This window comes from Starkeya sp. ORNL1 (genome assembly GCF_012971745.1).
In the GTDB taxonomy this organism is placed as follows: domain Bacteria; phylum Pseudomonadota; class Alphaproteobacteria; order Rhizobiales; family Xanthobacteraceae; genus Ancylobacter.
Genome location: NZ_CP048834.1, coordinates 419,853 through 434,504, shown reverse-complemented (window position 1 = coordinate 434,504; position 14,652 = coordinate 419,853). Strand labels below are relative to the sequence as shown.

13 protein-coding genes are annotated in these 14,652 nt (G+C 67.9%); 3 read left to right on the top strand and 10 right to left on the bottom strand.

All coding sequences use genetic code 11. The features are described from left to right. Positions 1-75: 75 nt before the first annotated feature. From G3545_RS02055 to G3545_RS02025, 7 genes are all read right to left on the bottom strand, one after another. On the bottom strand, positions 76-1,164 hold the full coding sequence (locus G3545_RS02055) for an ABC transporter ATP-binding protein (protein ID WP_170009382.1): 1,089 nt from the start codon (positions 1,162-1,164) through the stop codon (positions 76-78). Positions 1,165-1,304: 140 nt separating this feature from the next. Then, entirely contained in the window at positions 1,305-1,997 is a 693-nt protein-coding gene (scpB, locus tag G3545_RS02050; RefSeq protein ID WP_246702653.1) for an SMC-Scp complex subunit ScpB, read from the bottom strand. Next, complete coding sequence (locus tag G3545_RS02045) at positions 1,994-2,797, bottom strand: ScpA family protein (RefSeq protein ID WP_170009380.1); 804 nt, start codon at positions 2,795-2,797, stop codon at positions 1,994-1,996. Before G3545_RS02045 ends, scpB begins: the two co-directional genes overlap by 4 nt. Before the next feature lie 20 nt (positions 2,798-2,817). Continuing rightward, a complete protein-coding gene (nagZ, locus tag G3545_RS02040; protein WP_170009378.1) occupies positions 2,818-3,840 on the bottom strand; it encodes a beta-N-acetylhexosaminidase in 1,023 nt (340 codons plus the stop codon). Between the two features lie 196 nt (positions 3,841-4,036). After that, a complete protein-coding gene (locus G3545_RS02035) occupies positions 4,037-5,881 on the bottom strand; it encodes an SPOR domain-containing protein (protein ID WP_170009376.1) in 1,845 nt (614 codons plus the stop codon). 114 nt (positions 5,882-5,995) lie between these two features. Beyond that, on the bottom strand, positions 5,996-7,762 hold the full coding sequence (argS, locus tag G3545_RS02030) for an arginine--tRNA ligase (RefSeq protein ID WP_170009374.1): 1,767 nt from the start codon (positions 7,760-7,762) through the stop codon (positions 5,996-5,998). A 63-nt stretch (positions 7,763-7,825) separates the two neighbouring features. After that, positions 7,826-8,998: a deoxyguanosinetriphosphate triphosphohydrolase gene (locus G3545_RS02025; protein WP_170009372.1), complete on the bottom strand. Its 1,173-nt coding sequence runs from the start codon at positions 8,996-8,998 to the stop codon at positions 7,826-7,828. A 114-nt stretch (positions 8,999-9,112) separates the two neighbouring features. Here G3545_RS02025 and erpA point away from each other — a divergent pair, with 114 nt between their 5' ends. Genes erpA through xth form a run of 3 tightly spaced genes read left to right on the top strand, consistent with a single transcriptional unit; the run spans position 9,113 to position 11,032 of the window. Beyond that, entirely contained in the window at positions 9,113-9,466 is a 354-nt protein-coding gene (gene erpA, locus G3545_RS02020) for an iron-sulfur cluster insertion protein ErpA (RefSeq protein WP_170009370.1), read from the top strand. After that, on the top strand, positions 9,466-10,221 hold the full coding sequence (locus G3545_RS02015; protein ID WP_170009368.1) for a 5'-methylthioadenosine/adenosylhomocysteine nucleosidase: 756 nt from the start codon (positions 9,466-9,468) through the stop codon (positions 10,219-10,221). The genes erpA and G3545_RS02015 overlap by 1 nt, the downstream gene beginning before the upstream one ends. 25 nt (positions 10,222-10,246) lie before the next feature. Next, on the top strand, positions 10,247-11,032 hold the full coding sequence (gene xth / locus G3545_RS02010; protein ID WP_170009366.1) for an exodeoxyribonuclease III: 786 nt from the start codon (positions 10,247-10,249) through the stop codon (positions 11,030-11,032). Between the two features lie 149 nt (positions 11,033-11,181). On the opposite strand, the gene G3545_RS02005 is transcribed toward xth, so the two are convergent. The 3 genes from G3545_RS02005 to G3545_RS01995 all read right to left on the bottom strand — a co-directional run bounded on the left by G3545_RS02005 (position 11,182) and on the right by G3545_RS01995 (position 14,651). Continuing rightward, positions 11,182-12,030 (bottom strand): tetratricopeptide repeat protein, encoded by an 849-nt coding sequence (locus G3545_RS02005; RefSeq protein WP_170009364.1) that lies wholly within the window; start codon positions 12,028-12,030, stop codon positions 11,182-11,184. Then, positions 12,017-13,744 (bottom strand): dihydroxy-acid dehydratase, encoded by a 1,728-nt coding sequence (gene ilvD, locus G3545_RS02000; protein WP_170009362.1) that lies wholly within the window; start codon positions 13,742-13,744, stop codon positions 12,017-12,019. Before ilvD ends, G3545_RS02005 begins: the two co-directional genes overlap by 14 nt. Positions 13,745-13,934: 190 nt before the next feature. Then, positions 13,935-14,651 (bottom strand): MgtC/SapB family protein, encoded by a 717-nt coding sequence (locus G3545_RS01995; RefSeq protein ID WP_170009360.1) that lies wholly within the window; start codon positions 14,649-14,651, stop codon positions 13,935-13,937. Position 14,652: the final 1 nt, after the last annotated feature.

The following is a 14,652-nucleotide window of genomic DNA, read 5'->3' as shown; positions in this document are numbered from 1 at the left end:
GTAAATTGTCCTCTAGCATTTTAAAGGGAGGCAGATTCAGGCGCTTCGCGGAAACCCTTCACGTTTCGCGTAGCGTCATCCGGCTCCCGCCTCTCCCGCGGCGAAAACAAGGACCTCTGCCGGGTCTATGTGCACGCCCACATCATGGCCACGCGCGAGTCCGGCGGTAGCGCGGCGCCTTGATACCAGCGGCTCGTCCAGCCCATCGACGGCGATCTCGTAGAGGTCAAGTTCCCCGAGGAAACGGTGTGCGACGATGCGCCCCGCACGCCCGGAGCCCGGCGCACGCAATTCCACGCCCTGCGGGCGGATGGCGGCAACGGCGGCCGCTCCCTCGCCCAGCCCGCTGGCAGCGAAGCTGCCGAACGGCGTCTCGAGCCGCCCGGCCGCGACCTTCCCCGCGATCTCGTTGATCTCGCAGAAAAAGCGCGCGGTCGCGAGATCGGACGGCGTGCGATAGAGTTCCTCCGGCGTACCAACCTGGGCGAGGCGTCCGCCGCGCATCAGCGCGATGCGATCACCGAGCCGCATCGCCTCCTCCGGATCATGGGTGACGATGATGCAGGTGGCGCGGGCCTCCCGCAGCACGTTCAGCGTCTCGGTGCGCACCGTGTCGCGCAGCCGCCGGTCGAGGCCCGAGAACGGCTCGTCCATCAGCAATATGCCCGGCCGCGGCACCAGCGCGCGGGCCAGCGCAACGCGCTGCTGCTCGCCGCCGGAGAGCGCGTGGGGATACTCCTCGGCATAGCGTTCCAGCCGCACGCGGGCGAGCGCCCGGCGCGCCTCGTCCTCTGCCTGGGCGCGGCTGAGGCTGCGCAGGCCGAAAGTGACGTTCTCCAGATTGGTGAGATGCGGGAACAGCGCATAATCCTGGAACACCAGGCCGATATTGCGCTTCTCCGGCGGCACGAACGCGTCGGGTCCGGCGACCACCATGCGGTCGAGGGCGATGCGCCCGCCGGTGGGGCGCTCGATACCGGCGACGAGGCGCAGCAGCGTGGTCTTGCCGCAGCCGGAGTGGCCGAGCAGGCAGACGATCTCGCCCGGCTCCACCGTCAACGAGACGCCGCGCACCGCTTCCACCGTGCCGTAGCTGTGGCGCACATCATCGATGGTGAGGCGGCTGGCGAGCGAGACCGGGGTGCGGGCGGTGGCGGCAGACATAGGCGGCTCCAGTGCGGGTGCCGCGTCGGCGGCTCGAGCATCTGCCTGTCGTTCCATCGAAACGGCAGGCAGATGCTCTAGTTTCAATGGGCTGGAGCAGGTTCTGATCGCAAAAGTCATTCAACTTTTGCGGAACATGCTCAGTCCTCGTCGTCCTCCGGCACCGCGCGCGGCACCAGACCGAGGTCGATCACGTCAGGCTCGAGGGGGTCCTCGTCATCCTGGAGCGTCACATCGTCATTGGGTATGGGCACCGTCAAGCCCGCCGGCACCCGCGCGTCGATTAGGCCGGTGCCCTTCAACTCTTCGATGCCCGGCAGATCCTGGATCGAATCGAGGCCGAAATGCACGAGAAACCCCTCGGCCGTGCCGTAGGTGACCGGCCGCCCGGGGCTGCGGCGGCGCCCGCGCATGCGGATCCAGCCGGCCTCCAGCAGCACGTCGAGCGTGCCCTTGTTGGCGGCGACGCCGCGTATCTCCTCGATCTCGGCACGGGTGGCCGGCTGGTGATAGGCAATGATGGCCAGCGTCTCCAGCGCCGCGCGGGAGAGCTTGCGCGGCTCCGGCTTGTCGCGGGCGAGCAGGAAGCCGAGATCCGGCGCGGTGCGGAACATCCATTTGCCGGCAACACGCGTGAGGTTCACGCCGCGCGGCGCATACTCGGTGGCAAGCTCGGCGAGCAGGGCTGGCAGGTCGGCGCCCTCCGGCAGGCGCGCCAGCAGCGTCGCCTCGTCCAGCGGCTCGCCCGCGGCGAACAGCATGGCCTCCAGCAGGCGCAGGGCCGGTGCGCGACGGGGCTCCTCGGTGCGCTCGCGGACGGGCTGCATGTTCATGCCCCGTCCTCGTCACCGGAACCGAGCGGTCGGATCCAGATTGGCGCGAAGGCGCCATCCTGCTGCAGCTCGATCATCCCCTCGCGCACCATCTCAAGGGTCGCGGAGAAGCCTGAGGCGAGCGCGGTGGCGCGCATCTTCGGATCGGCCATCCAGTTGAGCAGGAAGCCGTCGAGCCGCGCCCAGTCGCCACCCGGCGGCAGCCGGCCGATCAGCCGCTCCAGCCGCTCGCGGGCGTCCGCCAGCGAGAGCACGTGACGGGGCGCGAAGCGCACCTGGGAGAGCGCAATCCTTTGCCGATGCGCGCCATAGGCAGCGAGCAGGTCATAGAGGCCCGCCTCATAGACCACGGCCCCTGCGCTGTGCAGCGGCTCGGCATGGCCGCGCGGGAACACGTCCTGCCCCATCCGGTCACGGGTAGCGAGATGCGCGGCGGCGCTGCGAATACGCTCCAGCCGGCGCAGCCGCTCGGCGAGATCGGCGGCCAACTCGGCGGCGCTCGGCCCATCCTCCTTTGGCGGCTCCGGCAGTAGCAGGCGCGACTTCAGAAACGCGAGCCACGCCGCCATGACCAGATAATCGGCGGCGAGCTCGAGGCGCACCTTGCGCGCTTCCTCGACGAAGGTGAGGTACTGCTCGGCAAGCTGGAGAATGGAGATGCGGTGGAGATCCACCTTCTGGGTGCGGGCGAGCGCCAGCAGCAGGTCGAGCGGACCTTCGAAGCCGTCGACATCGACGACGAGCGCGGGCTCGCTCGCGCCGCGCTCAGCCGTTTCGAAGGCGAATTCGTTCTGCTCCATCTATACCGGCAGCGTCCTGTTCACGTCGCCGCGATCATAGCGGAAAATTGCGCGCGCGCCTGCGAAACCTCGAAGGCGCCGGGGCTGCGGAGCCGGTCGAGCGCCGCCGCACAACGCCGCGCCGCCTCGCCGGAAAGCTGCGGCGTCTGGGACGCCACCTGCACCATCTCCTCCATCTTGCCGTTGCAATGGAGCGCGAGATCGCAGCCCGCGATGAAGGCGGCTTCGGTCCGGCTCGCCAGCGTGCCGGAGAGCGCACCCATTGAGAGATCGTCGCTCATCAGTGCACCATCGAAGCCGATATGGCCGCGAATGATCTCCTCGATCACCCGCTTCGAAGTGGTCGCAGGGTTCTCCGTGTCGATCGCGGAATAGACGACGTGCGCGGTCATGCCGAGCGGCAGGTCGGCGAGCAGGCGGAACGGCGCGAAGTCGGTCGCCTCCAATTCCTTGCGCGAGGTCTCGACGACCGGCAGGCTCTCATGGCTGTCGGCGCGGGCGCGGCCATGGCCGGGGATATGCTTGAGCACCGGAAGCACGCCGCCCTCGATCAGACCTTCCGCGGCAGCGCGGGCGAGGCTCGCCACTTGTGCCGGGGTGTCGCCATAGGCGCGGTCGCCGATGATGCCGTGACCTTCCGGCAGGCGCAGGTCGGCGCACGGCACGCAATCGACATTGATGCCGAGGCTCGCGAGATCGTCCGCCATCAGCCGCGCGCCGAGCTTGGCCGTCGCCTTGGCGCCCGCCATGTCGCCGGCCTCCGCTATGGCAGCGAACCCCGCAGCCGGCGGATAGGCCGGCCAATGCGGCGGCGCCAGCCGCTGCACGCGTCCACCCTCCTGGTCGACCAGCACCGGCGCGTCAGCGCGCCCGACGATGGAACGGAAGGCGGCGACCAGCGCCCTCACCTGCCCCGGCGTCTCGATATTGCGGCGGAACACGATCAGCCCCCACGGATCGCTCTCCGCGAAGAAGCGCTCTTCCTCAGGAGTGAGGACCGGGCCGGCGCAGCCGGTGATGAAGGCGCGGGGCGTCGTCGGCATGGATGAACCGTAGGTTGCTCGGGCTGATTGCGGGTAGCGGCGTGACGACCTTAGGTCAAGCGAGCATCCTTCGAGGCCCGGCTATGCCGGGCACCTCAGGATGAGGTTGTGCTTTTAAGAAGAACCTCATCCTGAGGTGCTCGCGCAGCGAGCCTCGAAGGATGCTCAAGCAGGACTTGGCCCTAAGCGCAGCGGATCAGTTCCGCTGCACCATGCAGTCGCCGCCCTGGGCGCGCAGGCTCTGGCACAGCTCATTGGCCTGGTCCTTCGAATTAAAGGGACCGACCTGCGCGCGGTAATAGATGCCGCGATCGCCGAGATCGGCGCGGCGGATATTGGCGCTGTAGCTGCCGAGGATGCCGGGATACTTGCCCTGCGTGGCGCGCCAGGCAGACTGCGCCTCACCCTGGGTGCGCTGCGCTGCTATCTGCACGAAATAGCCGTTAGACCCCGCCGCGTCGGTTGCCGCGGGCGCGGCCGGCGCTGCGGTGGTCGGGCTCGCTACCGGAGCTGCAGCGACGCGGGTCGGCGGCAGCGGCACGTTCGCCGGCATCGCCGAGGATGACGCATCATCCTGCGCGTAGGAGCTGACCTGCATCGGCGCACCAACCGGGGCCGGAGCCGGCGAGAGCGACGCGCTTGGCGCCTGGAGCACCGGCGCGGACGAACCGTCCACCACCGTGCCATCGGCGCGCACGGTAAGGGTGCGCACGCGCTTCGGCTCGGTCGGATTGGCGGAACCGGAGCTGGGCTGCTGTGCCTGGGGCGGGCTCGCCGACGGCATCGCGCCGAGCGGAGCCGGCGCGGAAGGCGACGGCACCGGGCCGCTGCCGCCGGTGGGCGGCAGGATCACGCGCGGCTGGGCCGCCTGCGGCTGCGCCGCCTGCGAAGGATCGACCGGCTCTTCCTGGCTCGATACCACCCGCTCATTGCCGGAGGGATCACCGCCGACGCGGTCATAGATCAGCTTCTGGCCGTCGGCGCTCTGGTCGCCGCCAGCCTGCTGGGGCGGCGCGACCTTGTTCGGCCCATGATCGGCCTTGATGACCGGCGGCTGACCGGATGCGACCAGCGTGCCGCCGCCCCCGTTCATGGCACGCAGGCCGAAATATCCACCTGCGATCAGCAGGATGGCGCAGCCAATGGCGGTGCCGAGCAGGGCCAGCCGGCGGCTGCGCGGTGGGCGCTCTTCCTCATACGCCTCGTACTCGTAGCCATCGTCGGCCTCGCCGGAGGCCTCGCTTTCATAGCCGTCGCGCTCGATGGCGGTACGGCCATAATCATAGGCATCGTCGTCCAGCGTATAGCCGCCGCGCGACTGCGGTTCGGTGCGTGCGGTCGGCCGCGCGGCAGCATTGCTGGCCGGCGCGTCGAAGCCAGGCAAGGAAGCGGGCGCGGCGCGGCTGGTGGTCGCATCGCGGAAATTGGCGTCGCGCGCCGGTGCAGCGGACTGCGTCCGCGCGGTCGGCGCACTGGTCGGCTGAGCCTTGCTGGACGGCGCCGGCGTTGCGAACAACGCCTCGGCGACCGCCGCCTCCGCACGATCGGAGATGCGCGGCGCGCGCTCGGCAGCTCGCGGCGCTTCAGGCTCGCGGACCGGACGGCTGGTGGGCCGGGCCGGCTCCTGGTGATCGCGCGGCTCGCTGCGGCTCTGGCGGGGGATCGGCTCTGCATAGGCTTCCGCGGCAAGCGCAGAGAACGGACCGGGCGCCGGACGCGAGGGTTCCTGACGTACAGGTTCGTGACGGGCCGGCTCCGGACGAACCGGCGGCTGCTGACGAGCCTGCGGCTCCTGACGGGCCGGCTCGGAGCGCGCCGGCTCCGCATGGGCCGGGCGCGGCGCTGGAGCGGCGGGACGCGCCGAACGCGCGGCAGGTGCTGCATGGGACGCCGGCTGGCCGGCGTCGGCATTCTCGCGGAAGAATTCGGCGAAGGGATCTTCCTGGCCGATCAGCCGGGCCAGCTCGGCAAGCGGGTCATCCGCGGACGGCCGTGCTCCGGCGGAGCGCTGCCCATAGGCTGCATCGTCCCGCGTGCGCATCCTGCTCTCGTTACCCATTGCACCGAACCCGTTCTACTAACCGCAAGAATGCCGGTCCGTGCGAACCGGCATCAGAACGGCGGCGGTCGGCCCAGATCGGCTAACGCGACACACTCACCGCATTTCTTCGGGGGCATCGACTCCGAGGATGGAGAGTCCTGAAGCGATAACCAGCGCGATGGCATGCACAAGTGCCAGCCGCGCGTAGGTCAAGACTCGATCATCTTCGATAATGAAGCGTAAATGAGGCGATTCCTTCCCTCGATTCCATTGTCCATGCAAGGCACTGGCCAGATCGTAGAGGTAGAATGCCACCCGGTGCGGCTCTTTGGCGAGGGCCGCCTGCTCGATCAGCCGCGGATAGCCTGCAATGAGTTTAGCAAGCGCAATCTCGCCTTCGTCGTCGAGCCGGTCAAGCGCCGAATCAACGAAGCCCACCGGTTCCGACGCTAGGCCGGGGAACGCTTCCCGCGCATTGCGCAGGATGGAGCGCGCCCGGGCATGGGCGTACTGCACATAGAAGACAGGATTGTCACGGCTCTGCTCGATTACCTTCGCAAGATCGAAATCGAGCACCGCATCGTTCTTGCGGTGGATCATCATGAAGCGCACCGCGTCGCGGCCCACCTCGTCGACCACGTCGCGCAGCGTCACAAAGTCGCCGGCGCGCTTCGACATCTTCACCGGCTCACCATTGCGCAGCAGCCGTACCAGCTGGCACAGCTCGACCTCGAGCGCGCCCTCCCCGCCGGTCGCCGCCTTCACCGCCGCCGTCATGCGCTTGACGTAGCCGCCATGGTCGGCCCCCCAGATGTCGATCATCCGGGAGAAGCCGCGGTCGAACTTGTCCTTGTGATACGCGATGTCGGCAGCGAAATAGGTGTAGCTGCCGTCCGATTTCATCAGCGGGCGGTCGACATCGTCGCCGAATTCGGTGGCGCGGAACAGCGTCTGCTCGCGATCCTCCCAATCCTCCACCGGTGCGCCCTTGGGGGGTGCCAGCCGTCCTTCATAGACGAGGCCACGACGGCGCAGATCGTCCAGCAGGAAATCGATGATGCTCGGCCCATTGTCCGCGCGGACATGCAAAGTGCGCTCGGAGAAGAATACGCCGTGCCGGATGTTCAGTGCCTCGAGGTCGGTGCGGATCATCACCATCATCGCGGCGATGGAGGCGTCGCGTACGATCGGCAGCCATTCGGCTTCCTGCATCTCCGTGAGCGCCGGTCCATGCTCGGCGGCGAGGGCCTGGCCGACCGGGACCAGATAGTCACCGGGATAGAGCCCTTCCGGAATGGTGATGGCCTCGCCCAGTGCCTCGCGGTAGCGCAGATAGGACGAGCGGGCGAGCACATCGACCTGCGCCCCGGCATCGTTGATGTAATATTCGCGGACCACATCCCAGCCGGCGAACGCCAGCAGGTTGGCCAGCGCATCGCCGAACACCGCGCCGCGGCAATGGCCGACATGCATCGGCCCGGTCGGGTTGGCGGAGACATACTCGACATTGACCGGCCGCCCGGCGCCGAGATCGGCACGGCCATAGGCGCCGCCCTGGCGGAGCGCGTTCGCCATGGCGCCGCGCCACAGCGAGGGATCAAGCGCGATATTGATGAAGCCCGGTCCGGCAACCTCGATCCCGGTGACGCCCTCGATCGCCTTCAGCTTGACCGCGAGCTTCTCGGCGAGGTCGCGCGGCTTCATGCCGGCTTCCTTCGCCAGCACCATCGCCGCATTGGTGGCGAGGTCGCCATGGCTCACCTCGCGCGGCGGCTCGACCACGACGCGGGCGGCATCGATCCCGGCAGGCAAGGCGCCCTCGCCGGCGAGATCGGCAAGGGCGGCGCGGACGTGATCGGCGAAGATCGCGTAGAGATTCATGCGTGGCTCCGGAACGGCGTTGCCGGCGAGGTAAGTCGATTGGAATGCCGGGGGCGGCTGCCGCTAGCGCAGTTCCGGGGTCGAGTCAAAGAGCCGGGCATGCTCGGCAAGCGCATAGCGGTCGGTCTGGCCGGCAATGAAATCGGCGATGCGCCGGGCCCGGCGCTCCTCTTCGGCGCCTTCGATCGTTACCTGCCATTCCGGCGGCAGCGCGGCGCTGTCCGCCATGTAGCGGGTGAAAAGATCGCGCACCACTTCGCCGGCATCCGTCATCACCCGCATCAGCCAGGGGTGGCGGTACATGTGCGGATAAAGGAAAGCCTTCATCCCCCGCTCGGCCTCCGCGACCGGCGCCGAGAAGCCGACCAGCGCGCCGCCGAGCCGGCGCACCGCGTCGGCCGACTGCGGTTCATGCTGACTGACGCGGCGGCTTGTCTCCGCCACCACGTCTTCGATCAGCAAGGTGATGAGCCGGCGGCCGACCTCGTGCACCGTGCGCGAGGCATCGAGCGTCGGCCATTGCGCGCGGATCTCCGCGATCACCGGGCCGACCAGCGGCAATCCCGTGAGATCACCGACGCCGAACATGCCGGCACGCAGGCCGTCATCCATGTCGTGGACGTCATAGGCGATATCGTCGGCGATGGCGGCGACCTGCGCCTCCGCCGAGGGCCAGCTCCACAGCCACAGATCCTGCCGGCCGGCATGGGCGGCGACGGCATGCGGCAGCGGGGCCAAGAGGGGTCCATTGTGCTTGACGATGCCCTCATGGGTCTCCCAGCTGAGGTTCAGACCGTCGAAGCCCGGGTAGCGGTTCTCCAGCCGCGTCACCACGCGCAGCGCCTGCGCATTGTGGTCGAAGCCCCCATAGGCGGCCATGCAGGCGTCGAGCACGCGCTCCCCGGCATGGGCGAAGGGCGGGTGCCCGAGATCATGGGCCAGCGCCAGCGCCTCGGCGAGATCCTCGTCCAGCCCCAAAGCGCGAGCGATGGAGCGGGCCACCTGAACCACCTCTAGCGTATGGGTGAGCCGGGTGCGGAAATGATCGCCCTCGTGATAGACGAAGACCTGCGTCTTGTAGGCCAGCCGCCGGAATGCGGAGGAATGGATGATGCGGTCGGCATCACGACGGAAGGCGCTACGCGTACCGCTCGCGGGCTCGTCGACGAGACGGCCGCGACTTTCCTCGGCCTTCGACGCCCATTCCACACGCGGCTGCGCCAGCGCGACCGCCATATTTCCCCTCCCCGCACATTATTCGTTCGCTGCCCCGTGCAGCACACCCCTTTGACTCGGGCGCGGCAGCACTTAACTATCGGGGTAGTTCATATTCAACCTGAAGGCTGCGACATGAGCGCAACCGAATTGAGTGCGGAATCAGCAGGGGTGGCCGTCACTGGTCGCGCCGCCCGCCGCATCGCCCAGATCCTCGCCACCGAGCCGCCCACCAGCGTGCTGCGGGTGAGCGTGGAGGGTGGTGGCTGTTCCGGCTTCCAATACAAGTTCGACATCACCCGCGAACGGGCCGACGACGACATCGTCATCGACAATGACGGCGCCACCGTCGTCATCGATCCGGTCTCGCTGGAATATATGTCCGGCTCGCATATCGACTTCGTCGACGACCTGATCGGCGCTTCCTTCAAGATCGAGAATCCGCACGCCATCGCCTCGTGCGGCTGCGGCACCAGCTTCGCGCTCTGATGCGTCCGGTCGGGGTGCTCTGCGCCCTGCCGCAGGAACTCGCCGTCCTCACCGACAATCTCGAAGGTCAGGAGACCAGCGAGCGCGCCGGCATGCGCTTTCATGCCGGCGCGCTCGACGGCCATGACGTGGTTCTGGCGCAGGCCGGCATGGGCAAGGTCAATGCCGGCATCGCCACGACGCTGCTGATCGAGCGCTTCGAGGCGCGCACCGTGGTGTTCTCCGGCATCGCCGGCGGCCTCGATCCGGAACTCTCCATCGGCGACGTCGTGATTGCCGAGCATGTGGTGCAGCACGACACCGGATGGCACGGCGCAGAGGGCTTCAACGCCTATCAGGCCGGGCATCTGCCCTTCTTCAACCCGGTCGACGACCACGGCCACCACGCCGATGCCACGCTGATCGCGCGCAGCCGCGAGGCGCTGGCCGAACTGGCGCTGGCGCCGCTCTCCCGCGCCGCCGGTGGCGAGGAGCGCCCGCCGCTGGTCCATTTCGCCCGGGTGCTTACCGGCGACCAGTTCGTCAACAGCGAAGCCGTCCGCGACCGGCTGTTCCGCCAGTTCGGTGGCGCCGCGGTGGAGATGGAGGGCGGCGCCATGGCGCAGACCTGCGCCGCCTTCGGCGTGCCGTGGCTGGTGATCCGCGCGCTGTCGGACCTTGCCGGCCACGATTCCCATTTCGACTTCGCGCGCTTCGCCGACGAGGTCTCGCGCTCTTCCGCACTGATCGTGCGGCGGCTGCTGCCGGTGCTATAAGCCCTGATCGACAGCGGGGATTCCGATGCGCATCGCCACCTGGAACGTCAATTCGATCAAGCAGCGGCTCGACCATGCGGCGATCTGGTTGAAGGAACGCCAGCCGGATCTGGTCTGCCTCCAGGAGATCAAATGCGTCGACGAGGCTTTCCCGCGCGAGGCGTTCGAGGCGCTCGGCTATAATGTGGCGGTGCATGGCCAGAAGGGCTTCAACGGCGTCGCCGTGCTCTCCAAGCTGCCGTTCGACGAGGTGACGACCGGTCTGCCCGGCGACGAGGCCGATGTGCAGTCGCGCTTCATCGAGGTGGTGGTGTCGACGCCGAAGGGTGCGGTGCGGGTCTGTGGCATCTATCTGCCGAATGGCAATCCGCCCGACACCGAGAAATACCCCTACAAGCTCGGCTGGATGGCGCGGCTGAAGACACTGATCGCCCAGCGCCTCACCTATGAGGAGCCGCTGGTGATCGCCGGCGACTACAATGTCATCCCGGCGCCGGAGGACGTGCACGACCCCGCCTTGTGGGTGGGCGACGCGCTGTTCCTGCCGAAGACCCGCGCCGCCTTCCGCGAACTGCTCAATCTCGGCCTGACGGAAGCGGTGCGCGCCACCACCGACGAGGCCAAGCTCTATACGTTCTGGGATTACCAGGCCGGCGCCTGGCAAAAGAACAACGGCATCCGCATCGACCACCTGCTGCTGTCGCCGCAGGCCGCCGACCGCCTCAAGGGCGTCGGCATCGACAAGCACACCCGCACCTGGGAGAAGCCTTCCGACCACGTGCCGGTCTGGGCGGACTTCGATCTCGGATGACGCTGGATAGACGTGCCGTTCCCGTAATCGTCGCCCCGGACGGCCTTTAGGCCGATCCGGGATCGCGAAAACATTCTTCACCTTCCAACGATCCCGGCTCTGCGGCTTCGCCTTCGGCCGGGATGACGTCGCTGGCTTGAATCAAATACTTACCGGTCAACCTTCAGGTGCTGCTCGAGATAGAGCAGCGCCATCGCCCGCTCGTCCGAGGTCGCCGAGGCGAAGGCGTCGTCATAGAGCTTGACGATCCACTTGTCGTCGCCGGTCGCGGCGGCGTCGCGCGCCAGCGTCAGCCACATCAGGCCGCGTGCGGCCTGGCGCGGAATACCCTCGTCGCCTTTGAACAGCAGGCCGCCGAGCAGCGCCTGGGCCTTGTACTGCCCCTTCTGCGCGGCAAGGCCGAGCCAGCGGGCGGCGAAACGCGGGTCGCGCTTGACGCCGCTGCCGTCGATATAGAGCCGGGCCAGCTGGTACTGCGCATCCGGATCGCCGAAGTAAGAGGCGGCATAAGCGAACATGTCGCGCGCGCGGCCGAGGTCGCGGCGCACCTGGCTGTTCGGGATGCCGCTCAGATAATAGCCGCCCAGCGCCACGAAGGCGTCGGCGACGAAGCGGGCCTGCGGTGCCGACGGGTTGTCGTCGGCATGCATGTTGGCGATCTGGGTGAAATATTCGAACGCCTTGATGTCGTCGCGCTGCACGCCCTCGCCGTCCGCATACATGCGGCCGAGCTTCCACTGCGCGCCCGGATGGCCCTGGTCGGCGGCGTAGCGCAGCGAGTCGATGCCCTTCTCGGTTTCACCGGAGCGCAGTGCCTTGGTGCCGAGCCGCACCGCCTCCTCCAGCGGGCGCGAACCGGCGCCCGGCGGCGCCACCGCGCCGGGGACCCGGCCGGGCGCCGGCGGGGAATCGGTGTTGCCGTCGAAAGCCGACGCCGTCACCGGCGCCAGGCTGATCGCCAGCGCGACCGCAAGTGCGAGAGCCTCAGATATCCGCATAGCACGATGTCTCGGCTGCGCCGCCCGGATGGGTCACAGCGCCCTTGCGGGCGGACCCAACGGTCTGCGCGAACTTCCAGATGGCCCCCGAGCCAAAAGTGGTGGGACGCGGCTTCCATTCCTTGAGCCGCTCGGCAAGCTCCTCGTCGGAGAGCTCGACCTCGAGCGTGCCCTCGACAGCATCGATGGCAATGATGTCGCCGTCGCGAATGAGCCCGATCGGGCCGCCGACCGCTGCTTCCGGGCCGACATGGCCGATGCAGAAGCCGCGGGTCGCGCCGGAGAAGCGTCCATCTGTGATGAGCGCGACCTTGTCGCCCATGCCCTGGCCATAGAGCGCCGCGGTGGTGGACAGCATCTCGCGCATGCCGGGGCCGCCCTTCGGCCCCTCATAGCGGATCACCAGCACCTCGCCTTCTTCATAGGCGCGGTTGGTCACCGCCTCGAAGCAGGCCTCCTCGCCATCGAAGCAGCGTGCGGGACCGGTGAACTTCTGGTTCTTCAGGCCCGCCACCTTCACGATGGCGCCATCGGGCGCGAGATTGCCCTTGAGGCCAACCACGCCGCCGGTCACGGTGATCGGATCGTTGGCCGGGCGCACCACATCCTGGTCCGGGTTCCACTTCACCGAAGCGAGGTTCTCGGCAATGGTGCGGCCGGTCACGGTGAGGCAGTCGCCGTGCAGAAAGCCATGGTCGAGCAGCGTCTTCATCAGCAGCGGGATGCCGCCGACCTCGAACATATCCTTCGCCACATAGCGCCCGCCCGGCTTCAGGTCGGCGATATAGGGCGTGCGCTTGAAGATCTCGGCGACGTCGAACAGGTCGAACTCGATGCCCACCTCGTGCGCGATGGCCGGCAAATGCAGCGCCGCATTGGTCGAGCCGCCCGAGGCGGCGACCACGGTTGCGGCATTCTCCAGCGCCTTCAGGGTGACGATGTCGCGCGGCCGGATCTGGCGGGCGACCAGTTCCATCACCTGCTCGCCGGCGGTCATGCAGAACCGGTCGCGGATCTCGTAAGGCGCCGGCGCGCCGGCCGAGTAGGGCAGCGCAAGGCCGATCGCCTCGGAAACGGTCGCCATGGTGTTGGCGGTGAACTGCGCGCCGCAGGCGCCGGCCGACGGGCACGCCACCTGCTCGAGTTCGTCGAGATCCTCGTCCGACATCAGGCCGACGGAATGCTTGCCGACCGCCTCGAACATGTCCTGCACGGTGACCGGCTGGCCGCGGAACGAACCCGGCAGGATCGAGCCGCCATAGATGAAGATGGACGGTATGTTGAGGCGCACCATCGCCATCATCATGCCCGGCAGCGACTTGTCGCAGCCGGCGAGACCGACCAGCGCGTCATAGGCATGGCCACGAATGGTGAGTTCGACCGAGTCCGCGATGACGTCGCGCGACGCCAGCGAGGCCTTCATGCCCTCGTGGCCCATGGCGATGCCGTCGGTGACGGTGATGGTGCAGAATTCGCGCGGCGTGCCATTGGCGGCGGCGACGCCCTTCTTCACCGCCTGCGCCTGGCGCATCAGCGAGATGTTGCACGGCGCGGCCTCGTTCCAGCACGAGGCGACGCCGACCAGCGGCTGGTGGATCTGCTCGCGGGTGAGACCCATCGCATAAAGATACGAGCGATGCGGCGCACGCGACGGACCTTCCGTCACGTGGCGGCTCGGAAGCTTCCTTTTGTCGATGATCGTCCTGGCGTCCATTGTACGCACGCTTCCCGGCGTCGGCGGATCTCGCGGGCAACTGCGCCCGGACGCTACTCTCCACCGCGTAAGGGACGGATTTCGTGCCGGTTTGTGGCGGCATCGCGGCACCTAGCGTCAGCACCTCCCAACAGGGTTGCGAATGCGTGACACTGTGACGTGAATGACACAAATTTGAGAGGGATTGCGGTTAATCCGAACCGCTTCGCGTCCAGTTCGCCGCCAATATTCCGGGCATCCGTTTCAGCTCGGCAATCACGGCGTCGAGCTCCCTCGGACGCACCGAAGTATTGACGAGCGTAGCCCGCAATTCCGTGCGGCCTTCGGCCCGCTCCAGGGTCTCGATGTCATCGACCGGGAATTGCGCCGCATCGAGCCGGGCGACGAGTATCCCCTGCGCCTCTGGCGCCCCGGCCGCCGGCACGACGATGCCGACCTCGTAGGTGGCCTCGGTTGCCGCCTCGTCGCGCGGCAGGCGCTCCAGCGCATCGATGAGCGGCCGCAGCATTGTATTGCCGGCGAGCACGAAGACGGTGAGCAGGACCGCCTGCGCCACCAGGTCGGCACCGGCGCAAGCGCCGACCGCCGCCGAACACCAGAGCGTCGCCGCGGTGTTTAGCCCGCGAATATTGGTGCCTTCCTTCATGATGACGCCGGCGCCGAGGAAGCCGATGCCGGTCACCACATTGGCGATGATGCGCACCGCGCTGTCGGCACCACCGAGATGGATGCCCATGTCGACGAACTGGCAGGCGCCGACGGCGACGAGCACATTGGTCCGCAGGCCGGCGGTGCGCTGGCGGTATTGCCGTTCCGCGCCGATCGCCGTCCCCAGGACAAAGGCGACCACGAGGCTCACGACACTGTCGAGGAAGTCCAGGGCGTGGAAGGTAGCGAGGAACTGCATG